This is a genomic window from Hymenobacter sp. (genome assembly GCF_031398885.1).
Classification (GTDB): domain Bacteria; phylum Bacteroidota; class Bacteroidia; order Cytophagales; family Hymenobacteraceae; genus Hymenobacter.
Map to the genome: position 1 here is coordinate 1 of NZ_JANNOD010000005.1, position 22,932 is coordinate 22,932.

Here is a 22,932-nt window from a genome sequence, read left to right on the forward strand (position 1 = left end):
TTTGCGCCGGCTACAGCTCGTCTTGCGGCGCGCAGCCACGCATCTCGCTTGTGCAATTAATTATTTACTACCCCAGGCTCGTGGCTTCGCTGCGCTCCGCATGACGTTCTGTTTGTTTGCTCCTTGTCACTTCCGTAATCATGCTCGACACCGTTCGCCGCTTCATTAAAGAGCACGCGCTTTTCTCCATCGAAAACGACCCGCTGCTGGTGGCCGTGAGCGGGGGCCTCGACTCGGTGGTGCTGCTCGACGTGCTGCACCGCCTCGGGGCGCAGGTGGCCGTGGCGCACTGCCACTTCGGCCTGCGCGGCGAAGACGCCGATGCCGACGAGCAGTTTGTGCGCAAGCTGGCCAAGCAGCACGGCCTGCCCTACTTCGCCGAGTTTTTCCAGACCAAGGAGTTTGCCGCGCAGGAGGGCATTTCGACCCAGATGGCGGCCCGGTTCCTGCGCTACCGCTGGTTCGAGCAGGTGCGCCAGACGCAGCAATTGGCCTACGTCGCCACGGCCCACCACCAGCGCGACCAGGCCGAAACCATGCTCCTCAACCTGACCCACGGCACCGGGCTGGCCGGCCTGCACGGCATTCAGGTGAAAAACGGCCGCGTGGTGCGCCCGCTGCTGGGCCTGGGCCGCGACGACCTGCACGACTACCTTGTGGACCGCGGCCTGCGCTGGCGCGAGGACGCCAGCAACGACAGCCCCGTGTACCAGCGCAACCGGCTGCGCCACGAGGTGCTGCCCGTGCTGCGCGAAATCAACCCCAACCTCGACCAGACCCTGCACGGCACGGCCGAGCGCGTGGGCGGGGCCGAGGAAATCGTGCGCCGCTACGTGGCCGACACCGCCGCCCAGGCCCGCCGCGACGAGGCCGAGGTCACCTACCTCAACATCGCCACCCTGCAAAAAACCGCCGCCACCACGCTGGTGCTGCACGAAATCCTGCGCCCCTTCGGCTTCTCGTGGCTGGTGGTGAAGGACATCGTAGCCGCCTTCCCCGGCGAGTCTGGCCGGCGCTTCGACTCGCCCACGCACCGGCTGGTAAAGGACCGCGACAGCCTGGTCATCACCCCGCGGCGGCTCACACAGTTCGGCACCTTCCAACTGGCCGCCGGCCAAACCGACCTGCGGGCCGATGGCCTGCGCCTGCGGGCTGAACTGCACGACGACACCCAGGGCTTCGTCATCCCGCGCTCCAAAAGCACTGCCGCGCTCGACGCCGACAAGCTCCGGTTTCCGCTCACCCTGCGCCGCTGGCAAGAAGGCGACTGGTTCATGCCTCTGGGCCTGAAGGGCAAGAAGCTGCTCAGCGACTTCCTCATCGACCAGAAAGTGCCGCTCAACCTCAAAGACGACGTGCGCGTGCTAACCTCTGCCGACGGCAAAATCTGCTGGGTGGTGGGCTGGCGCGTCGACGACCGGTTCAAAGTGGAAGAAGCCACCGAGCGGGTGCTAACCGTGCAGCGGCTGTAGCGACGCAACATATTGCGTCTCGGCGTTGAACGGCTCGCGGCCGAAGCATTTCCTAACGGCGCGGATGCCGGGACGCAATACGTTGCGTCTCTACTTTCTCCTCTTTGCCCCGGTTTGCGCCTTGCTTCGCCTGGAGGTACTTTTACCCGCGAAACCCCAACCCAACCCTACTCTTATGAAAGTTACCGTAGTCGGAGCCGGCAACGTGGGCGCCACGTGCGCCGACGTGCTCGCCACCCGTGAGATTGCCAACGAAATTGTGCTGGTGGACATCAAGGAAGGCATTGCCGAAGGCAAGGCGCTTGACATCTGGCAGAAAGCTCCGATTATCGGCTACGACGCGCGCACCGTGGGCGTCACCAACGACTATGCCCGCACGGCCGGCTCGGAGGTGGTGGTGATTACCTCGGGCCTGCCCCGCAAGCCCGGCATGAGCCGCGACGACCTGATTTCGGTGAACGCCGGCATCGTGAAGTCAGTGACCGAGCAGGTGGTGGCCCACTCCCCCCACGCCATCATCATCGTGGTGAGCAACCCGCTCGACGTGATGACCTACCAAGCCCACCTCACCGCCAGGCTGCCCCGCGAAAAGGTGTTCGGCATGGCCGGCATTCTGGACACGGCCCGCTACCGCGCCTTTCTGGCCGAGGCCCTGAACGTGAGCCCGAAAGACATTCAGGCCGTGCTCATGGGCGGCCACGGCGACACCATGGTGCCCCTGCCCCGCTACACCACCGTGGGCGGCATCCCGGTTACCGAGCTCATCGGCAAGGCCGAGCTCGACGCCATCGTGCAACGCACCGCCGTGGGCGGCGGCGAGCTGGTGAAGCTCATGGGCACCTCGGCCTGGTACGCGCCCGGCGCGGCCGCGGCTCAGATGGTCGAAGCCATCGTGCGCGACCAGCGCCGCGTGTTCCCCGTGTGCCTGGAGCTGCAGGGCGAGTACGGCATCAACGGCGTGTACCTGGGCACCCCGGTCATTCTCGGTAAAAACGGCGTGGAGCGCGTGATTGAGCTACAGCTCAACGACGAGGAGCAGGCGTTACTGGAAACCTCGCGCGGCCACGTGAAAGAAGTAATGGACGCCCTGGACAAGCTGGGCCAGCCGGCATAATTGGCGTAGCATAATTGGCGTAGTTAAAAGATAAAAAAGCCCTTCTGGAGTTCCGGCGGGGCTTTTTTGTGATTGGCGAATTGACGTCAGTAAGCCCACAGTTCGCTGTGTGGCCGGTAATGCGTCAGCAGTATCTGCGGTAAAGCAGTTGTTTCGAACGCTACGCGGTTGAAGTCGGAATCGGCTACTTCGCTGGCGGCCAGAAACAAGTGAGCTGGAAATAACATCTTGCCCAAGCCGTGGCGCCGAGCCATTGTGGTCAGTTGCAGGGCCCGCTCAAATTCCGTAGTGAGGGGCAGAGAGCCCGCGCCGGGGTTAGCGGGTCCGGTTCTATGCTGCTCATAGAATGCTTCTTGTGCTTCGGCGTTGGCGAAGAACACAGTGGCCAGCGAGTACGGGTAGGGCATGGCACAGTCGGCCAGGAACAGGTGCAGTGTCGAGACATAGTCATACCCCAGGTCAATGGCCACTTCTCTTGACCGGGCAATCAATGCTTGCAGTTCCGGCGAGAAAGCGGTTACCAGCTTATCGCCGGTTAGTAATTGTTTCAGCAAAAGGCCATCGCTGGCCCCTCCTCCGTGTTCTCGGGGCACTAAATTAGTTATCAAGGTAACCGTTGCAAATACGGCCAGCAGGGACATGTATAACTTCACGGAGCCGTGCAGGTCGAACCGTAGTGCTCCGTAAAAACCGACCACCGCTACTGCCAATGTTACCAGCACCCCACCCAGAAGCATCACCACGCGTTGGGCCTTGGACATGTCGGAGCTGCTCGATACACAAAGTCCTCCCGTCCAGAACAGGCTCCACTTTTTCACGTATATTTCCAGCCGGCCTACCTGCATCCGCCATGAATTGGCGCCGTCGCCGTAGGAACCCAGATATACGGCTACCCTGGCGGGCGTAAACATCAATGCAGGCACAGCGTGTCCCAATTCATGCAGCAAGACGAGCAGGGGCCACACCAGCAGCGTGAACGCCAACAGAAGCCCAAAAAATAAAAGCATAGTACGCGGGCCTCCTCACGGCTTTATGTCGAGCATAAAGCTAAGCCGTACCTAGTAAGCGGCGCTGCGCTACTGCTGGCTGGCGCGGAAGAGCTTCTGCTTTTCGTCCTTGGACAGGCTCTCGTAGCCGGAGCGCGAAATCTTGTCCAGAATCAAGTCGATTTCGTCCTGCAGGGGCTGGCCGGCCACGGCGGGCTTCTTGGCGCCGCTGGCCGAAGCCGCCGCCACGGGCTCGGCCCGGCGCGGCAGGCTCACGCGCATGCTGGGCCGCCGGCTGAACAGGTTGGTGAAGAAGTTGCCCACGGCCTGCACCGGCCGGCCCAGGTCGCGGCCCGCCTGCAGTTGCTTGATGAACACAAAGCCCAGCAGGGCCCCGCCGAGGTGGGCAATCTGGCCGCCGGGGTTGTCGCCGCTGATGCCCGCCAGGGAGATGAGCACCACCACGGCCGCAATCCACTTGATTTTGACCGGCCCAATAAGAATCAGCATGAACGTGAAGTCGGGCAGCAGCGTGGCGCCGGCCACAATCATGGCCGTGGCGGCGGCCGAGGCCCCCACCATGGGCGCGCCCACCGCCGGCTGGAACGCGGGCAGCAGGTTGTAGCTGAGCAGGAAGATGGTGGCCCCGGCCAGCGCCCCCAGCACGTAGATGCTCACCAGGCGACGGTCGCCCAGGTACTCGCGGATGAGCTGCCCGAACCAGTACAGATTCAGCATGTTGAACAAGATGTGGAAGAAGCCTTCGTGGGTGAAGGCGTAGGTGAGCAGCGTCCAGGGGTGGCGCAGCAGCACGGGCAGGGCCGAGGACAGTTCGAACTGCCGCAGCACGGGCGGGTAGTAGCCGCTGGCGCTGCTCACAGTGAGAATGGCGCGCAGCACAATCAGACCCGCGAACACCAGCACGTTCAGCAGGATGAGCTGCATGAGGGCATTGTCGCGGCGGCTGAACGCGGTGCGAATATCTTGAACGATGCTCATGGCACGTAATGCGGGTTAAACGAATGTAACGGATTTCACGGGGTAGCCGCGGGCAGGGCGCGGTTACCTCAACAACCAACGAATTAATAAAACCGCTCCCGGCCGCTTTCCCAGAACTTGAGCACGATGAAGCCAATGAGCAGGCCGCCGAGGTGGGCAAAGTGGGCCACGTTGTCGCCGGGCGTGCGGTGCACGCCCTGGTAAAGCTCAAACAGGGCGTAGCCGAACACGAGGTACTTGGCCGCAATGGGCACGGGCAGCGGGAAAATAAACAGCTTGGTGTTGGGAAACAGGTAGGCAAAGGCGAACAGCACCCCGAACAACGCACCCGACGCGCCCAGCATGCCGGCGTTGCGCGAGTCCCGGCTTTCGGTCACCACGGCGTCCACGGCGTCGGTGGCGGCTTTGCGGTACTCGGTGTTGTCGGGGTTGCGGGTGAGGGCGCCGGCCAGGGTTTCATAGCCGGTGGCCTCGGGGTAGTAGGCGCGGAAAAACTCGGCAAAGTCGCCGCCGCTGGGCGCCCGCCGAAACTCCTGCCGCGCCTGCTCCATCTTATTGCCTTCGTAGAACCGCACGCCCTCGTAGAGCACGCCGGCGCCCACGCCGCAGATGAGCCAGAACACGAGGAACCGCTGCCCGCCCCAGCGCTGCTCTAGCAGGGGCCCGAAGGAAATCAGCCCGAACATATTGAACAGAATGTGAAAGAAGCTGCCGTGCAAAAACATGTACGTCAGAAACTGCCAGGGGAAAAAGTAGGGCGAGCCGATGGGGTACAGGCTGCCCACCTGGGTGATGAGCGGCAGCAAACTAATCTGAGCCAGGTAAAAAATGATGTTCGCCAGCAAAAGGGTGCGAACCGTGGGGGTGAGGTTGAACATGCAGGAAGGATGGGGAGCCGCGGCGGCCGCGCGGCCTGGAAAGGCTTACTTACGGAAAAAATCGGCTAGCTGCTGCCCGTCCAGCAACACCAGGGTTTTGCGCCCGTCGGGGGTGTAGCCGGGCACCTGACAGGCAAACAGGCGGTCGGCCAGGTTGTTGAGCTCGGCCTCGGGCAGGCGGGTGGCGGCGGTGCCCACGGCCACCCGGCGGGCCAGCGCCCGGGCCAGCCCCTCGCCCTGGTCGAGCTGCAACGGCCCGGCGGTGGTGCGAAACTGCTCAATCAGGCTTTCGAGCAGCTCCTTTTCGTCCTGGGCGGGCATACCGGCCGGAATGGCTTCCACGGCAATGGTGTGGGGCCCAAACTCCGCGAATATGAATCCCAACGCGTGCAGGGGCTCGGTGAGTTCGCGCAGCACGGCAAAGTCGGCCGGCGAGAAGGTGACGGTGCGCGGAAACAGCAGCGTCTGGGAAGTGCCCACGGCGCGGGCCAGCTCCTGGCGGTACTGCTCGTAGAGAATCCGCTCGCGGGCCGCCTCCTGGTCGATGAGCAGCACGCCCGATTTCACCGGCACCAGCACGTAGCGCTGCTGCACCTGCACGGCCCGGCTGCCCGCGCCGCCTTCGCGGGCCGGGGCCGGGCGGGCGGGGGGCGCATCCGGCACCGCCAGGCCCAGCGCACCGCCGGTTGTGGCGGAGCTGGCCGCCAAAGCATCGCCCGGGGCCGCGGCTTCGAAGCTGCGGGCGGTGGCGTTGTCGGTGAAGTCGTCGGGGCGCACGGGCTGGCCCAGCTCGCGGTAGAAGGCTTCCAGCTCGCGGCGGGCCTGCTCGGTGGGGCGCGTGGGGAGGCCCCGCTCGTAGCCGTCGCGGCGCGTATCGGCCGAGAAGCTGGAGAAGCCCGCGGCGTTGCCGGGGGCCCGGGTAGCGGCCGCCGCCGCGGCGGCCAGCGCGTCGGGCCGGTAGCCGTCGGCGCTGGCGGCGCGGGCCGCGGCGGTGGCGGGCGGCAGGTGGTCGTCGGCTGCGGGAGGGGCCAGGCCAGTGCCCTTGCCGGCCCGCAGCGGGCGAATGGGCGCGAAATTCACGTCCCCGTCGAAGTCGAGCGAGGGCGCGATGTTGTGAAGACCCAGGCTTTGCTTGACGGCGGCGCGCACCACGGCATAAACGGTTTTCTCGTCCTCAAACTTGATTTCCGTCTTGGTGGGGTGCACGTTGATGTCGATGGATTTAGGGTCCAGCTCCAGAAACAGCACGTAGAACGGGTGGGTGTCGCGGGCCAGCAGGCCTTCGTAGGCCGCCAGCACGGCGTGGTTGAGGTAGGCCGAGCGGATGAAGCGGTTGTTGACAAAAAAGAACTGGTCACCCCGGCTTTTCTTCGACGACTCCGGCTTGCCCACGAAGCCGCGCACCGCAATGGCGTGCGTCACCTCCTCGCAGGCCGCCAGCTGCTCCTTGTAGCCGTTGCCCAGCAGCGCCACCACGCGCTGGCTGAGCTTGCCCGCCGGCAAACCGAACACCTCCAGCTCGTTCTGATACAGCGAAAAGGCAATCTGCGGATTGGCCAGGGCCACGTGCTGAAACTCGTCGAGGATGTGCCGCATTTCCACGGCGTTGCTCTTGAGAAAGTTGCGCCGGGCGGGCACGTTAAAAAACAGGTTCTTCACGGCGATGCTGGTACCGTCGGGGCAAGCCGTGGGCAGTTGGCTGGTCACCTGCGAGCCTTCCACGAGCAGCAAGGTGCCGGTGTCGTGCTCCCGCTGCTTGGTGCGGATTTCGACCTGGGCCACCGCCGCGATGCTGGCCAGCGCCTCGCCCCGGAAGCCCAGCGTGCGGATGCGGAACAGGTCCTCGGTGCTGCGGATTTTGCTGGTGGCATGGCGCTCCAGGCTCATGCGGGCGTCGGTGGGCGACATGCCGGCGCCGTTGTCCACCACCTGCACGAGCTGCTTGCCGGCTTCTTTCACGATGAGCTGCACCTGGGTGGCGCCGGCGTCGACGGCGTTTTCCAGCAGCTCCTTCACCACCGAGGCGGGGCGCTGCACCACTTCGCCGGCCGCAATCTGGTTGGCGAGGTATTCGGGGAGCAGGTGAATGATGTCGGGCATAAAACGTGGCGCATGCTTCAGCTTGCGCCGAGGAAATTAAGAAGAGCTAACTGGCACGAAAGCAAGTGAGAACGGGCCCGGCAATAACCGGAAACCGGCCGTGTTTCAAACCCACGGCGGGGTTTTCTGCGTACCTTCGCGGCCAAATAGCGGAGTTGCGGCGCGAAGTTTGTGGCACCTGCCACGGCTGTTTCACCCCTCGGCCGGCCACGGTTGGAACCTCCAAACGGGGCCGGCAGGTTCCGCCGCTATCCACGACAAAAGTACGGCCCCCGCGGCCCGTTTGCCTCTTGAACCACCCCACCAACCCCCCGGGGCTGATGCGCCTTTCTTTTCAGCTGAGCCTGGCCGCTTTGTTGCTGGCCGCGGGCTTGCTGCTCTCGTTTGCCAAAAACCCCAAGCTGCCCGCCGACCCGTTCACCGCGTCGCCGGCCGAGGCCGCGTGGGTCGACAGCGTCTACAACTCCCTCACGCCCGAGCAGCGCCTGGGCCAGCTGTTCATGGTGGCCGCGTACTCGAACAAGGAAAAGGCCCACGCCGACCGCATCGAGCGGCTGGTGCGCAACCAGACCATCGGCGGGGTGATGTTTCTGCAGGGCGGCCCCAAGCGCCAGGCCCTGATGACCAACCGCCTGCAGGCCGCCGCCAAGGTGCCGCTGCTCATCGCCATGGATGCCGAGTGGGGCCTCGACATGCGGCTCGACTCCTCGGCCCACTTCGCCAAGCAAATGACGCTCGGCGCCATGGACGACCCCAAATACGTGTACCAGATGGGCCGCGACATTGCCCGCAAAATGCGGGCGCTGGGCGTGCACATCAGCTTCGCCCCGGTGATTGACGTGAACTCCAACCCCGGCAACCCGGTGATTGGCAACCGCTCGTTCGGCGAGGACCAGGAGCACGTGGCCAAGCTGGGCATTCAGTACATCCGGGGCTTGCAGGAAAACGGGGTGATGGCCGTGGCCAAGCACTTCCCCGGCCACGGCGACACCGACACCGACTCGCACGTGGCCCTGCCGGTCATCAGCACCGACATGGCCAAGCTCACCAAGGTGGACCTGGTGCCGTTTCAGCAGTCCTTCGAGGCCGGGGTGATGGGCGTGATGGTGGCCCACCTCTACATGCCGCTCTTCGACACCACCGACGCCAAAACCACCACCTTGTCGCGCGCCCTGGTCACGGACCTGCTCAAGGACAAGATGGGCTTCAAAGGCCTGGTATTCACGGATGCGCTCAACATGCGCAGCGTGAGCAAGCTCTACAACGACGGCGAGCTGGACGCCATGGCCCTGGCGGCCGGCAACGACGTGCTGCTCTTCTCGGAAGATGTGCCGGCCGCGCTGCGCCGCATCCAAGAGGCCGTGGTGGCGGGCAGGCTCCGGCAGGAAGACCTGGACCTGCGCATCCGCAAGATTCTGCGGGCCAAGTACTGGGCAGGGCTGGCAAAGTACCAGCCGGTCACCGTGGCCACCATGCGCGACAGCCTGAACCTGCCCGCGTCGAAGGTGCTGGCCCAGGAGATTTTTGAGCACGCCGTGACCGTGGTGAAGAACGACGACCAGCTCCTCCCCTTCCAGCGGCTCGACACGCTGCGGATTGCGGCCATCACCATCGGCACCCCGGCCGAGGGGCCCTACGCCACCATCTTCAACAAGTACCAGCCCGGCCCGGTGTACGCCGTGCCCAACCGCTACGCCGACGACAGCACCTTCGTGCGCATTGCCGGCCGCCTGCAGGGCTACAACGTGGTGGTGGTGAGCCTGCACGCCATGAATAACACGCCCAGCCACAGCTACGGCCTGGGCGACGGCGCGCTGAAATTCCTCAAACAGCTGCAGGCCAACCGCGGCTTCAAAACCGTGGTGGTGGCCATGGGTAATGCCTACGGCCTGAAGTTTCTGGAAGATGCCCGCACGCTGGTCTGCGGCTACGAGGACCACTACGCCGCGCAATTAGTGGTGCCGCAGGTGCTGTTTGGGGCGCTGCCGGCGCGGGGCAAGCTGCCCGTCACGGTATCGCCCACCATGAAGGTGACCGCCGGCATCGCCACCCCCGCCCTGGGCCGCCTGCGCTACGCCGTGCCCGAAAGCCAGGGCCTGAGCTCGCGCGTGCTGGCCCAGATTGACAACATCGCCCTGGAGAGCCAGACCTATGCCGCCGCCCCCGGCTGCCAGGTGCTGGTGGCCAAAAACGGCACCGTGGTGTTCGACCAGAGCTACGGCTACTGCACCTACGACCAGAGCCAGCCCGTGACCAGCAGCACGCTCTACGACCTGGCCTCGGTGACCAAGGTGGCCGGCACGCTGCAGGCCGTGATGTATCTCAAGGACCAGGGAAAACTGGTCTTGGAGAACAAAGTGGCCGCCTACCTGCCCGAGCTGGCCCGCACCAACAAGCGCGAGATGACCATCCGCGACGTGCTGCTGCACCAGGCCGGCCTCAAGCCGGGCATTCCCACCTGGGAGCGCACCATCAACAGCAACGGCCTGAAGCCGACCTTTTACGCCAGCATCCGATCCGACGACTTTCCCAACGAGGTGGCGCCCGGGGAGTACAGCACCAAAGCCGCCGACGACTCGGTGTGGGCCTGGACCATGCGTTCGGGCCTGCTGCCCAAAACCCGGGGCAAGTACCCCACCGAATACTCCGACCTGAGCTTTATTGTGATGAAGCGGGTGTGCGAGAAGATTCTCAAGCGGCCCATTGAGGATTTTTTGCAGGACAACTTTTACCGGCCGCTGGGGCTGGGCAGCATGACCTACAACCCGCTGCAGCGCTTCCCCAAAAGCTGCATTGCGCCCACCGAGAAGGATACCTACTACCGCCGCGAGCAGTTGCAGGGCACCGTGCACGACCAGACTGCGGCCCTGGTGGGCGGCGTGGGCGGCCACGCCGGCCTTTTCGCCACGGCCAACGACCTGGCCGTGCTCATGCAGATGAACCTGCAAAACGGCCGCTACGGCGGCTCCCGCTTTTTTCAATCGCCGGTGGTGACGGAATTTGCCCGGCCGCAGGGCGCCGGCAGCCGGCGCGGCCTGGGCTGGGACCACAGCGACCCCAGCAAACCCACCGGCCCCACCAGCAACCTCTCGCCGGCCAGCACCTTTGGCCACACCGGCTTCACGGGCACCTGCGTGTGGATGGACCCGGACAACCAGATTCTCTACATCTTCCTCTCCAACCGCGTGTACCCCGACGCCGGCAACAACAAGCTGCGCCAGTACAACATCCGCACGCGCATTCACGAGGTGATTTACAAGTCGTTGGCGGCCAATAAAACCAAAGGCTAAGTCCCACGCAACCTTTTCGAATCCGGGAAAGTCATGGCAGCAATTGTCCCTCAATTGCATTGCACCATGAAACTGCGCACTACTCTTCTGCTGGCCGCCCTGCTGGGCGCGGCCACGGCTTCGGCCCAAACCACCTACAAGCTGGGACTGCGCGGCGGGCTCAACCGGGCCACCACCACGCTGAGCGCCGCCAGCACGGGTTATGGTTTCTCTAGCTTCAGCTACTCGGCCGATAAGTCGGCCATTTATGCCTGGCAAGCGGGTGCGGTGCTGGAAGTAGATTTTGGCAAATTCGCTTTGCAGTCAGCCCTGCTGTTTTCGCAAAAGGGCGAGCGATTCAATACAGCCACCTCGTTCGGCGGTATTGCGGGCAACAGCGGCTCCGACACGCGCAGCACCAACCGCTATAATTGGCTGGAGCTACCGGTGAACGTGGTGTACACGGTGCACGGCTTCCAGCTATTTACCGGCCCTTACGCGGCGCTGGGCGTGGGGGGCCGGCGGCAAGGCACTACGCTTAATTATTCCCCTTTCGCCAAGTTTGCTCCTTACAACTTCAACGAGAAGATTCGTTACGGGTCCGACGCTTACAACCCGCGCCTGGATGCGGGCGTGAACTTCGGTATTGGCTACCGGCAGGGCCCAGTGCAGGTGCAACTCGGTTACCAACTGGGGCTGCGCACGCTGCATCGGGAGTACATCGACGACATAATTGCCGAATTCCCCTACCATGATTCCAGCGCCGATCCCGCCTACAACCGCGTGGTACAGCTGACAGGCACCTATTTTCTTAGCCTATAGCCAATGCCTATTGTGATTTTGAAATGGAGTGTGATGCTGAGCTTGTCGAAGCATCTCTGCCGATTCATTGCAACGGCTTGAACTAAGCGGTGTAGATGCTTCGACTGCGCTCAGCGTGACAAAAACAGTCCGCTATTAAAATTTGAAGTGCGCTTTACACAAGTCGCGCATCACCAGCGGCTCGTCTTATCCAAACGTTAAGATTGTGGGAAACGCTGGCCGTGTATTCAACATCCCAGCTCAATCCCGGTTAGGCAGAACGCGCGGCGGATTTTCGCGTTACCTAGCTTATGAACATCGGCATTGTCTGTTACCCCACCTTTGGCGGCTCCGGCGTGGTGGCCACCGAGCTGGGCAAGGCCCTGGCCCAACGCGGCCACCGGGTGCACTTTATTACCTACAGCCAGCCGGTGCGGCTCGACTTCTTTAACGAGAATGTGTTCTACCACGAGGTGTACGTGCCGGCGTACCCGCTCTTCCAGTTTCCGCCCTACGAACTGGCGCTGACCAGCAAGATGGTCGACATCGTGCAGAATGAGAAGCTCGACGTGCTGCACGTGCACTACGCCATTCCGCACGCCTCGGCGGCCTACATGGCCAAGCAGATTCTGCGCGCCCGCGGCATCCAGATTCCGGTGGTAACGACCCTGCACGGCACCGACATCACCCTGGTGGGCAAAGACGCCAGCTACGAGCCGGTGGTCACCTTCAGCATCAACCAGAGCGACGGCGTGACGTCCGTATCGGCCGACCTGCGGCGCGAAACCTACGAGTACTTTGCCGTCGAGAAGGACATCACCGTCATCCCCAACTTCATCGACCTACACCGCTTCAAAAAACAGGATAAGAGCCACTTCCGCGCCGCCATCGCGCCCGAGGGCGAAAAGCTGCTGGTGCACACCAGCAACTTCCGCACCGTGAAGCGGGTGGAGGACGTGCTCCGCATCTTCGTGGGCGTGCGCGAACACATGCCGGCCAAGCTCTTGCTCGTGGGCGACGGCCCCGACCGCACGCGCATGGAAAAGCTGGCCCGCGACCTCAACTGCCAGCACGACCTGCGCTTCCTGGGCAAGCTCGAAGCCGTGGAGGAAGTGCTGAGCGTGGCCGACCTGTTCCTGATGCCGTCCGAAAACGAGAGCTTCGGCCTCGCCGCCCTCGAAGCCATGGCCTGCGAAGTGCCCGTGGTGAGCACCAACGTCGGCGGCATTCCCGAGCTGAACGTGCACGGCGTGACCGGCATGCTGAGCGAAGTCGGCGACGTGGCCGACATGGTCAAAAACGCCCTCTACGTGCTGCATGGCGACAACCTGCCGCGCTTCAAAGCCGCCGCCCGCGCCCGCGCCGAGGAGTTTGCCGTCGACAAAATTGTGCCCAAGTACGAGGAATGCTACCAGCGCGCCATCGAGGCAGTGGGCGTGGTGGCGTAGATGCTGCGCTTAATGAAGAATGAAGAATGAGGAATGAAGAATTAAGGACCAGTAATTCTTCATTCCTCATTCTTCATTAAGCAGGCCGCAGGCGTCAAAACAGTCCGGCGGCTTCGTTTTTTACTACGGCCAGAGCTTGCGCGGTGGGCTCGGCGCCGTCCAGCATCAGACCTTCGAGGATGCGCTTGGCCAGCTCAGTGCCGCGCGATTGGGCGGGGTTCTGCAGGCCGTGGAAGGCGCGGTTGACCATCGTGAGCACGTTTTCTTTGGCTTCCTTCACCACCGTCCAGGCATCGGCCGAGATGTAGAGCTGCTGGGAGAGGTTGTGCTCGTACTCGGCCCGGATTTCCTGCTGGAGCAGGCGGTGAAAGTCGGGCGCGGACTGGCCCGCGCTGCTCAGGCGCACGAGGATGTTGTTGGGCGAGATGCGCTCCAGAAACAGCACGATGCGCTCGTAGGCCTGCAGGCGCAGGGGCAGCGTGGCCTTGCCGCTTTCCAGCCGCATTTCGATGAGCCGGCGCTGCTGCTCTTTTTCCAGAAACTGCTGGAAAAGCAGGTAGATAATGCCGGCCACGATGAGGGCGGGCAGAATGATTTTGAGTAGGTCGAAGATGTAGGCGGGAGTATCCATTGCCGGGTAATCGGTGTAGAGACGCATATTTGCGTCTTGTCGTTGAACGGTAAGGTGGCGTGGTACGAACAACGACGAGACGCAAATATGCGTCTCTACGCCACCATCCTATCCCTGAACGGCCAGCGAAAACATAGCGCCTGCCGCGCAAACTTACGCCGTGAACCGCCGGCCCCCAACTGCTGTTTCTCCCCCAACGCCGCGCCGCGAGCCACTCCGGTAGCTGCCGTACCTTTGTTGCCCACCTCCCGCTAATCCGTCTATACTTATGGCCACCGTTGCCACCCTCGCCCCCATTAGCCTCACCGACCGCGCCGTGGTCGAGGTCAAAAATATCATCCAGGAAAAGAACGTCCCGGCCGATTACGGCCTGCGCATTGGCGTGCAGGGCGGCGGCTGCTCGGGCATGAGCTACCTGCTCGGCTTCGACAAAGCCAAGGACCAGGACGAAACCTACGACCTCGACGGCCTCAAGCTCATCATGGATAAAAAGCACGCCATGTACGTGCTGGGCATGGAAGTCGACTTCCAGGACGGCCTCAACGCGCGCGGCTTCGTCTTCAACAACCCCCAGGCCAAGAGCACCTGCGGCTGTGGCTCGTCGTTTTCGGCGTAAGCCGGCGCGTTCTTAACAGCGGTCCTGCTCATCCGGCGTCCGCTTGTCGAAGCACCTTGTCCGCTTCGTCGGATGGAAGCAGATGAAGCAGCGGAGATGCTTCGACTGCGCGGACGACGGATGAGCAGGACTCGAATGAAAGGATAAGAAAGCCCTGGCCCTTCCGGCCGGGGCTTTTTCATTTACTTTCGCCTCACCCGCCTCACCTACTCCTTGGCCCATGCGCATCTTGTTTACCCTGCTGATAGTGTTAATCTCCTTCGCGGCCCAGGCGCAAAAATTCAGCGCGCCGGAGCTGGCGCGCTGGAAGCTGCAGGCTCAGCGGGTCAGCATCGTGCGCGACACCTACGGCGTGCCGCACGTCTACGGCAAGACCGACGCCGATGCGGTGTTTGGCCTGCTCTATACGCAGTGCGAGGACGACTTCGACCGCGTCGAAACCAACTACCTCGACGCCATTGGCCGCCTGGCGGAGGTAGAAGGCGAAGCCGCGCTGTACCACGACCTGCGCGCCCGGCTGTTCATGGACACCACCCGGGCCCTGGCCATCTACCGCAAAACGCCACCGGAGATGAAGAAGCTGCTCGACGCCTTCGCCGACGGCACCAACTACTACTTGGCCACCCACCCCACGGTGCGCCCCCGGCTGCTGCGCCGCTTCCAGCCCTGGATGCCGCTCATGTTTAGCGAGGGCAGCATTGGTGGCAACATCAGCGTGGTTTCGACGGAGCGCCTGAAGGCCTTTTACAGCCAGAAAAAGTCCAGCTCGTGGATAGACACCGATTTTGAGCGCCGGGAGCGGGAGCCGGTCGGGTCCAACGGCTTCGCCATTGCGCCGGCCAAAAGCGCCAGCGGCCACGCCCTGCTGCTCATCAACCCGCACACCTCGTTCTACTTCCGCTCGGAGGTGCAGATGGTGAGCGAAACCGGCCTGAACGCCTACGGCGCCGTCACCTGGGGCCAGTTTTTCATTTACCAGGGCTTCAACCAGCACTGCGGCTGGATGCACACCTCCAGCGGCGCCGACTCGATGGACGAATACCTCGAAACCATCGAGAAAAAAGGCGGCGCCTTTTTCTACAAGTACGGCGGGAAACTGCGCCCCGTGGTGGCCACCAAAGTATCGTTGCCCTACAAGGACGGCCCCAAAATGCTGCGCAAAGAGTTCACCGTGTACCGCACCCACCACGGCCCGGTGGTGGGCCAGCTGGCCAATAACAAGTGGGTGGCCGTGCGCATGATGAACGAGCCGCTGGCCGCCTTGCAGCAGTCGTACCTGCGCACCAAGGCCACCGGCTACGCAGGTTTTCAGGAGGTGATGAAGCTCAACGCCAACGCCTCAAACAACACTGTATTTGCCGACAGCAAGGGCAGCATTGCTTACTGGCACGGCAATTTTATGCCCCGGCGCGACCCCAAATTCGACTGGAGCCAGCCGGTGGACGGCAGCAATCCGGCCACCGAGTGGAAGGGCTTCCACGGCGTGACCGAGCTGGTGCAGGCCCGCGACCCGGCCAGCGGCTACTTGCAGAACTGCAACGCCACGCCCTTCACGGTGGCCGGTCCTGGTAGCCTGGCCCAGGCCAAATACCCCGCCTACATGGCCCCCGACGCCGAAAACTACCGCGGCCTCAACGCCGTGCGCGTGCTGAGCCGCAAGGCCGTTTTCACCCTCGACACGCTGATTGCCGCCGCCAACGACCCGCACCTCACCGCCTTCGACGACCTGCTGCCGCCGCTGTTGGCCGCCTACCAGCCCACCTCGGTAGAAAAAGCCGCCACGCCCGCCCTGGAAGAGGCCGTAGCCCTGCTCCGCGCCTGGAACCGCGGCTACAGCACCACCTCCGTGGCCCAGACCGTGGCCATCTACTGGGCCGAGCGCCTGCTGGCCAAGGCCCGCGCCCGCGTACCGTCGGCCCAGCCGCAGCTCGACTACATCAGCTTCACCAAGTTCGCCGTGGCCAACACCACGCCGACGGAAAAAGTAGCTACCCTGGTGGAGACGCTCGAAGACCTGACCCGGGACTTTGGCACCTGGAAAACTACCTGGGGCGAGGTCAACCGCTTTCAGCGCCTCACCGGCAAGGTGCAGGAAACTTACAACGACCAGCAGCCCAGCACGCCGGTGGCCTACACGTCCTCGGCTTGGGGCTCCTTGGCCGCCTTCGGCGCCCGCGCCTACCCCGGCACCAAGAAGCGCTACGGGGCGGTGGGCAACAGCTTCGTGGCCGTGGTCGAGTTTGGCCCGCGCATCGTGGCCCGGTCGGTGGTCACGGGCGGGCAGAGCAGCCGGCCCGGCACCCCGCACTTCGCCGACCAAGCCGATTTATTCTGCGCCGGACGCTTCAAAGCCGTGCGCTTTTATCCCGAAGACGTGAAGGCGCACGCCGAAAAAACCTACCACCCGGGGCAGTAGCGGCGGGCTGCTTCGACAAGCCACCAGTAGTGGCCACCGCCCCTCATCAACTTAGCAAGCCATGGACATCAAATACCTTTCCGACGACAAGGGCAAAATCACCGGCGTGTTCATCCCCATTGCAGAATGGGAACGCCTTCAAAAGGAATACCGCATAACAGAAGAAGCCCCCGCCGATTCCGGGGCTAAGCTGCAGCAGTCGCTCGCGGAGGCCATGAAAAAGGTGAAGCCTGATAATTCTGCGAAGGAATCAACCCAGAAATAAGTAACGCATTTTCTTCGCGGATTTTCCTGCCCACAAAGAAGCCCGGCAGTGCCGGGCTTTTTATTTTTAATCTGCAGTTGCTGCTCGGAACGAAAGGTTTCTAGCGTCCAAAATCGTCCTGCACCCGCACGATATCGTCTTCATCCGAAGGGTGGTTGGCGTCGGTGTGCTGCCATATTTCGGCCAGTACGCCCCAGTCCTTCAGGCCCACTAGCCGGTGGCGCTCGCCTTGCTGCAACACGATGCGCTCGCCGACCTGGTGACTTTTCACCTCGCCTTGCTCGTCGGTGGGGCTGGTGGCCACACCCACGGGACCTTGCACCACCTGCCAGATTTCGGCCCGCCGGTGGTGGTACTGCCAACTCAGCCGTTGGTGCGGGGCCACCAGCAGCATCTTGGGGCTCAGCTTGCCGGCAATGCGCAGCTGGTCTACCGGCAGGCCGTTGAAATAAGTGTCGGCGAACGGCTGGGCCTGGTCCTCGTCGATGACAAAAAAACCACCCCAGGGGCGCGTCTGGTCTTCCTGGGCTACGGTAAACCCCTGCTGCTGCAGCCGCGCGGCTACTCGCTGAAATAGGGCTTGTTTGTGGGAGTCGGGAGTGAGCATATTTGAAACGTTATGTCGAGCTTGCCGAGACAGCTCGCGTGGGAAAATATCGAACTGCAAACCTCCCCATTTAGCGGGAGACTTGCCAGCAGTGATGTCGTTAATTACTTTCCTGCTTGCCACTTTCTGCCACTTTGATGCGGATGCGTACTTCCTCCTCGCTGACTTTTGGTCCACCATCCCATGTTTCCAAGTCAATTTCCAGCCACTGCGGATTGAGGCTGGAAATCAACGCGCTTTTCTTAGCCCTACCCCAGTTTTTTAACTGCTTCTCGCGCGCAATTGCCGGCGCCGCACCATTATGAAATTCAAAGTATACCAGTAGATTAGCCTGATATAGCCCGGTAAATTTGCCAGCATCGCCTAATCCATTGCTGTGTTCGCTGAGGCGGCGCTCAAGGTCGTTGGTTACCCCGATGTACAATACCGTCCGGGCTGGATTAGTCAAAATGTACACGTACATGTGAAGCGTAATTCTATGAGAACGTCATGTCGAGCTTGCCGAGACAACTCGCGCGAAAAAAATCACTCAACCGTTCGACGACACACGCGAGATGTCTCGGCAAGCTCGACATGACGTTCTTGATTCTTTTAGTTCTTACCCTTCTCCCTCGTCGCCGGCTTGAAGCTCACCGCGGCCCCGCCGCCCGGTGCTAGCTTCAAATCCAGCTTGGACTTGCTGGTCACCGGCACCTGTCGAATCTGGTAGGCCATGGGGTTTTTCTGCCAGTCGGCGCCTTTGCCGTCGGCGTAAACGGTGGCCACGTAGCGCACGCCCGGGGTGAGGAAATCCAGCCGCACGGACTGCTGGCGGGGCTGCTCGTCGGTGATGCTGCCCAGGTACCACTCGTCTTTGCCCTTGGCTTTGCGGACGGTGGTGAGGTGGTCGCCCGGTTCAGCGGCCAGGATGCGGGTGTCGTCCCAGTCCACGGCCACGTCGCGGATGAACTGGAAGGCGTCGGAAAGTTTCTCGTAGGTTTCGGGCAGGTCGGCGGCCATTTGCAGGGGCGAGTACAGGGTCACGTACAGGGCCAGCTGCTTGGCCAGGGTGGTGTGCACCTGCTTGCCCTTGTTCTGGGGCGCGTAGGCGTCGAGCTTGATTTGGAAGATGCCGGGCGTGTAGTCCATCGGGCCGCCCATGAGGCGGGTGAAGGGCAGGATGGTTTCGTGCTCGGGCGGGTTGCCCTGGCTCCAGGCGTTGAACTCGTTGCCGCGGGCGGCCTCGTTGGCCAGCCAGTTGGGGTAGGTGCGGTGCAGGCCGGTGGGGCGCACCGACTCGTGCATGTCCACCATGATGCGGTTGGCGGCCGTTTGCTGGGCGGCGTGCACGTAGTGGTTCACCATCCACTGGCCGTCGTGGTGCTCGCCGCGCGGGATGATGCGGCCCACGTAGCCGGTTTTCACGGCGTCGTAATTATGCGCTTTCATGAAGCGGTAGGCCGCGTCCATGCGCCGCTCGTAGTTCGTGACCGAGCCCGAGGTTTCGTGGTGCATGATGAGCTTCACATTGCGGGCGGCGGCGTAGGCCTGCAGCTCGTCCACGGCAAAGTCGGGGTAGGGCGTCACGAAGTCGAACACCTCCTCCTTCCAGTTGCCGAACCAGTCCTCCCAGCCCACGTTCCAGCCCTCCACCAGCACGCTCTGCAGGCCGTTTTTGGCCGCGAAGTCGATGTAGCGCTTCACGTTGGCGGTATTCGCCGAGTGGCGGCCGGTGGGCTTGAACTGGGTAAAGTCGGCGCCGGCCAGCTGGATGTTGGTGACGTCGGAGTAGAACCAATTGCCCTTGTTCACGTGCATCTCCCACCACACGCCCACAAATTTCTGGGGCGTAATCCAGCCCGTGTCCTGGATTTTGCTGGGCTCGTTCAGGTTCAGAATCAGCTTCGAGGCCAGGATGGCCGGCGCGTTGTCGGCCACCACCACCGTGCGCCAGGGCGTGCGCGCGGGCGCCTGCAAAAAGGCCTTGCTGTCGGGCCCCGCCGCACTGGGCGTCAGCTGGCTTACCAGGCCGTGGGTGGCGCCGTTCACGAGCAGGGCCATGGCCGGGTAGTTCACCAGCGCCGCCTCGTGGAGGTTGACGTACAGCCCGTCCGCGCTCTTGAGCATGAGCGGCGTTTGCACGGCGTTCGGCGCGATGGGCACCTGGGTGCTGATTTCGGGCGTGACTTTGTACGTCGTCGGCCCCACCTCGCTCAGCTTGGTGGTCGAGTAGATGTACTCGTTGGTGTCGTAGTCGCCCCGAATCCAGAAGGCCTGGTGGTCGGCGGCCAGGTTGAATTCCGTGCGCTCGTCCGACACGGTAAAATACTTCAGGTTGGCCTGCTCCGGGAATTCGTAGCGGAAACCCAGCCCGTCGTCGAACAAGCGGAAGCGCAGCACAAGCTGCCGGTTTTGGGCGGCGGCTTGCTGCACGGTCACGGCCAGCTCCTGGTAATGGTTGCGAATCTGCTTCACCTCGCCCCACACCGGCGTCCAGGTGTCGTCGTGCCGGCTGGAGTCTACTTTGGCAATCGTGAAACCCCGGTCGAACCCCGGCGCGTCCTTCAGCAGCACCACCAACCGGCTCGGCAGCACCACGGGCCGGGCGCCGTAGCGCAACTGGTACGTCGGCTCCCCGGCCGGGCTGAGCTGAAACTGCAGCGTCAGCTTGCGGCCGGGGGAATGGATGGTTTGGGCCTGCGTAGGTAACCCCAGCAGCGCAAGAACGAACAAACAAACGGCGGTTTTCATGGGCGGCAAGATAAGGCGGATATCCACCGTCCCCTTGCGGGCCCATTCGTGCACCCTAACGCGCGGCGGTTTGCCACGGGCGGCCAGGCCCCGCTTGAGGGGCGCTCAGTACGTCTTACTGCCGTCTTCGGGCACCACCACCACAAAGTCGGCCACGTCCACCTGTTCTTTATCGAGGGCTTGCAGCTGCGCCTGGGTCACCACGCTCAGCGTGCGCACGCGCAGCTTGGGCGCGTACTGGCGCAGGTAGGCCACGATGCCGTCGTGCCGGTCGGAGTGGTAGCTGCCGTTGAGGTGGAGCAGGGTGTGGCCGTCGGGGCGGCTGAGGCGGATGAAGTGGGCCATGGTGGCGTCCTTCAGGGCCTGGGCCTGGATGATGTTCTGGGCCCCGCCCCCGCCGTGGGCCTTGCTGTCGCCGAACATGGCGGCCATGTTTTTGTAGCCGGGCAGCTCGTAGTCGACTTTCAGCGGCAGCGGCGCGAGCAGGGCCCGGTCGGCGGCGGGCAGCTTGTCGAGGGCCTTGAGGCTGCCGCGGGCCACGGCCTGGGCGAAAGGCCGCGGGGCGTTGGTGCCGATGACCGGCACCTTGTTCTCGCGGGCAAACTGCAACAGCGGGCGGTAGTCGGTGTCGTAGTTCGGCCAGGGGCGGGCCTGGCGCGTCAGGGCCGTATCGGCCAGGGTGCCGGCGGCGTACTGGGCCACCAGCGGCTGCACGTCGCGCTCGAACATTTCCAGGCCCAGCACCAACTTACCGGGCTTGAGCCGGGCCAGGTCCTTGGCCACTTGCAGCTCCAGCCAGTGGGCCAGGGCGTCGTTGTGCTGCTCGCCAAACAGCACTACGTCGGCCTGGGCCAGCTCGGTGAGCATCTGGTCGTAGTCGGCCACCGCGCCGGCGGCCGTGAAGAGCCGGTAGGCGGGCCGGTCGCCAGTGAAGGCAAAGCCGGTAATGGCTAGGGTGAGAATGAGCAGGAAACGGGACATCGAGGGAGTCATGAGCGGAAAAACGTCGGGCGGAGCGAGGCCGAGGCGCCTCTCCCGCAACCCTAACCCGTTTGCTAGGGGTTGGTTGCGCCGAAGCAACGCTTCGACAAGCCCGGCAGGACGTTCAAAGTTTGAGCCGCCGCTACCGGGGGCGCGTCGCGGCCCCTAGCCCTTGTAGAACATCCACTTGCCCAGCTCCTTGTACGTCACCTTCTTGCCGTACATGAGCACGCCCACGCGGTAGATGCGGGCGGCCACCCACACCGTGCCGATGAAACCCAGCACGAGCAGAAATAGCGACAGCGCCAACTGCCACGCGGGCACCCCAAACGGCAGCCGGATGACCATGGCAATGGGCGAGGTGAAGGGTATCATCGACATCCAGAAAGCCACCTGTCCGTCGGGGTTGCGCAGGATGACCGACAGGCCCACGATGTAACTCAGGATGAGCGGCATGGTAATCGGAAACATGAACTGCTGGGTGTCGGTCTGGTCGTCGACGGCCGCCCCCACGGCCCCGAACAAGGCCCCGTAGAGCAGGTAGCCGCCCAGAAAATAGGCCACGAAGCCGAACAAGATGGTGCCCAGCGGCAGGTTGCCCAGCGTTTCGAACAGCTTGACACGGCCGGCGGCGGGGTCCAGCTGCGCGCCCTGCGCGCTCATGCCGCGGTCGAACCGGCCGGCGGCACTCTGGGGCTCGCCGTCGGCGGCCGCGGCGCCGGGCGCGGGAGTATCGGTGGCGGCTACTTCAGTTTTGGGCCGGTCCTTGCCCGCGCCCATCACCAGGGGCATCAGCACCGACGAGGCGCAGAACGAGAGCAGCCCCCACAGCAGAAACTGGGTGAGGCCCACGCCGGCAATGCCCACAATCTTGCCCATCATCAGGTCGAACGGCTTCACCGACGAGAGCATCACCTCCATGATGCGGCTCGACTTCTCCTCCCCCACCCCGCGCATAATCTGCACGCCGTACACGAAAATGAACAGGTAGATGAGGATGGCCAGCACGTAGGCGGTGCCCGAAGTGGCCAGGGCGTTGTTGTCGGCCTCCTTGCCCGTGTCGTCGAGGCTGATGGTTTGCAGGTCCACTTTCGAGCGCAGGCGGTCGAGCTGGTCCTGCGAGAGGCCGGACTTCTGCATTTTCATCTCCGAAAACGCTTTGTTCAGAGCCGTTTCCACGGCCAGCTGCTTTTTCAGGCTGATGTTGCCCTTGCCGAAGAACTGCACGCCGACGGGCTTTTCCACGTCGAGGCCGGCCGGCAGGTAGAGCAGGCCGTCGTGCTTGGCGCGCTGGAAGCCTTTCTTGGCTTCGGCCAGCGTGCCCGCCGCGGGCTCGAAGCGCACGCGGGGCGTGCTCGCCAGGCGGCCGGCGAGGTTGAGGCCGCTGTCGTCGCGCACCTCCACCACGTCGGTGCTATCCAGGTCCGACATGGCGATTTTGGTTACCACCACCCCGAACCCCGCCAGCAGCAGCGGCACGGCCAGGGTAAGGAGGATAAACGCTCTTTTGCTGACCCGGGTCAGGTATTCGCGTTGGGCAACGAGTAAAAATTTGGAAGCCATAAGGGTAAATGATTTTGAAGTCCAGAACGTCCCACTTGAACGTCATGCTGAGCGCA

Annotated in this window: 18 protein-coding genes; 8 read left to right on the forward strand and 10 right to left on the reverse strand. The window is 63.3% G+C overall.

Annotation, left to right across the window (positions count from 1 at the left end; translation table 11 throughout):
* Positions 1-140 precede the first annotated feature (140 nt).
* Together tilS and mdh are read left to right on the forward strand one after the other, a co-directional pair.
* Positions 141-1,472: a tRNA lysidine(34) synthetase TilS gene (gene tilS, locus RMO51_RS00395; RefSeq protein ID WP_310391005.1), complete on the forward strand. Its 1,332-nt coding sequence runs from the start codon at positions 141-143 to the stop codon at positions 1,470-1,472.
* 175 nt (positions 1,473-1,647) lie between these two features.
* On the forward strand, positions 1,648-2,586 hold the full coding sequence (gene mdh, locus RMO51_RS00400) for a malate dehydrogenase (protein WP_310391006.1): 939 nt from the start codon (positions 1,648-1,650) through the stop codon (positions 2,584-2,586).
* 86 nt (positions 2,587-2,672) lie between these two features.
* On the opposite strand, the gene RMO51_RS00405 is transcribed toward mdh, so the two are convergent.
* From RMO51_RS00405 to mutL, 4 genes are all read right to left on the reverse strand, one after another.
* Positions 2,673-3,593 (reverse strand): hypothetical protein, encoded by a 921-nt coding sequence (locus RMO51_RS00405; RefSeq protein WP_310391007.1) that lies wholly within the window; start codon positions 3,591-3,593, stop codon positions 2,673-2,675.
* Between the two features lie 69 nt (positions 3,594-3,662).
* Positions 3,663-4,571, reverse strand: a complete 909-nt coding sequence (locus RMO51_RS00410) for a rhomboid family intramembrane serine protease (protein ID WP_310391010.1) — start codon at positions 4,569-4,571, stop codon at positions 3,663-3,665.
* An 83-nt stretch (positions 4,572-4,654) separates the two neighbouring features.
* Positions 4,655-5,449, reverse strand: coding sequence for a rhomboid family intramembrane serine protease (locus RMO51_RS00415; RefSeq protein ID WP_310391011.1), 795 nt, complete (start codon positions 5,447-5,449; stop codon positions 4,655-4,657).
* Between the two features lie 45 nt (positions 5,450-5,494).
* The gene (gene mutL, locus RMO51_RS00420; RefSeq protein WP_310391012.1) at positions 5,495-7,549 is read right to left on the reverse strand and encodes a DNA mismatch repair endonuclease MutL; all 2,055 of its coding nucleotides are present in this window, start codon (positions 7,547-7,549) and stop codon (positions 5,495-5,497) included.
* Positions 7,550-7,869: 320 nt separating this feature from the next.
* Between mutL and RMO51_RS00425 the strand changes: the two genes are divergently transcribed.
* From RMO51_RS00425 to bshA, 3 genes are all read left to right on the forward strand, one after another.
* A complete protein-coding gene (locus RMO51_RS00425; RefSeq protein WP_310391014.1) occupies positions 7,870-10,839 on the forward strand; it encodes a glycoside hydrolase family 3 N-terminal domain-containing protein in 2,970 nt (989 codons plus the stop codon).
* A gap of 66 nt (positions 10,840-10,905) precedes the next feature.
* Positions 10,906-11,640: a hypothetical protein gene (locus RMO51_RS00430; protein WP_310391015.1), complete on the forward strand. Its 735-nt coding sequence runs from the start codon at positions 10,906-10,908 to the stop codon at positions 11,638-11,640.
* Positions 11,641-11,930: 290 nt separating this feature from the next.
* A complete protein-coding gene (gene bshA / locus RMO51_RS00435) occupies positions 11,931-13,067 on the forward strand; it encodes an N-acetyl-alpha-D-glucosaminyl L-malate synthase BshA (protein WP_310391017.1) in 1,137 nt (378 codons plus the stop codon).
* A gap of 94 nt (positions 13,068-13,161) precedes the next feature.
* Here bshA and RMO51_RS00440 read toward each other — a convergent pair whose 3' ends face one another.
* Positions 13,162-13,698, reverse strand: a complete 537-nt coding sequence (locus RMO51_RS00440; protein ID WP_310391019.1) for a hypothetical protein — start codon at positions 13,696-13,698, stop codon at positions 13,162-13,164.
* A gap of 268 nt (positions 13,699-13,966) precedes the next feature.
* Here RMO51_RS00440 and RMO51_RS00445 point away from each other — a divergent pair, with 268 nt between their 5' ends.
* The 3 genes from RMO51_RS00445 to RMO51_RS00455 all read left to right on the forward strand — a co-directional run bounded on the left by RMO51_RS00445 (position 13,967) and on the right by RMO51_RS00455 (position 16,995).
* On the forward strand, positions 13,967-14,314 hold the full coding sequence (locus tag RMO51_RS00445; protein ID WP_310391021.1) for an iron-sulfur cluster assembly accessory protein: 348 nt from the start codon (positions 13,967-13,969) through the stop codon (positions 14,312-14,314).
* Between the two features lie 220 nt (positions 14,315-14,534).
* Positions 14,535-16,730, forward strand: a complete 2,196-nt coding sequence (locus RMO51_RS00450) for a penicillin acylase family protein (protein ID WP_310391023.1) — start codon at positions 14,535-14,537, stop codon at positions 16,728-16,730.
* A gap of 61 nt (positions 16,731-16,791) precedes the next feature.
* Positions 16,792-16,995 carry a hypothetical protein gene (locus RMO51_RS00455; RefSeq protein ID WP_310391025.1) on the forward strand — a complete coding sequence of 68 codons (204 nt, stop codon included), beginning with the start codon at positions 16,792-16,794 and terminating at the stop codon, positions 16,993-16,995.
* A gap of 100 nt (positions 16,996-17,095) precedes the next feature.
* On the opposite strand, the gene RMO51_RS00460 is transcribed toward RMO51_RS00455, so the two are convergent.
* From RMO51_RS00460 to RMO51_RS00480, 5 genes are all read right to left on the reverse strand, one after another.
* The gene (locus RMO51_RS00460; protein WP_310391027.1) at positions 17,096-17,602 is read right to left on the reverse strand and encodes a phosphoheptose isomerase; all 507 of its coding nucleotides are present in this window, start codon (positions 17,600-17,602) and stop codon (positions 17,096-17,098) included.
* Between the two features lie 100 nt (positions 17,603-17,702).
* The gene (locus RMO51_RS00465) at positions 17,703-18,065 is read right to left on the reverse strand and encodes a GIY-YIG nuclease family protein (protein WP_409025022.1); all 363 of its coding nucleotides are present in this window, start codon (positions 18,063-18,065) and stop codon (positions 17,703-17,705) included.
* A gap of 128 nt (positions 18,066-18,193) precedes the next feature.
* Positions 18,194-20,332: a glycoside hydrolase family 97 protein gene (locus RMO51_RS00470; protein WP_310391031.1), complete on the reverse strand. Its 2,139-nt coding sequence runs from the start codon at positions 20,330-20,332 to the stop codon at positions 18,194-18,196.
* Positions 20,333-20,437: 105 nt separating this feature from the next.
* Positions 20,438-21,325: a ChaN family lipoprotein gene (locus RMO51_RS00475; protein WP_310391032.1), complete on the reverse strand. Its 888-nt coding sequence runs from the start codon at positions 21,323-21,325 to the stop codon at positions 20,438-20,440.
* A 153-nt stretch (positions 21,326-21,478) separates the two neighbouring features.
* Positions 21,479-22,876, reverse strand: coding sequence for an ABC transporter permease (locus RMO51_RS00480; protein WP_310391035.1), 1,398 nt, complete (start codon positions 22,874-22,876; stop codon positions 21,479-21,481).
* Positions 22,877-22,932 lie beyond the last annotated feature (56 nt).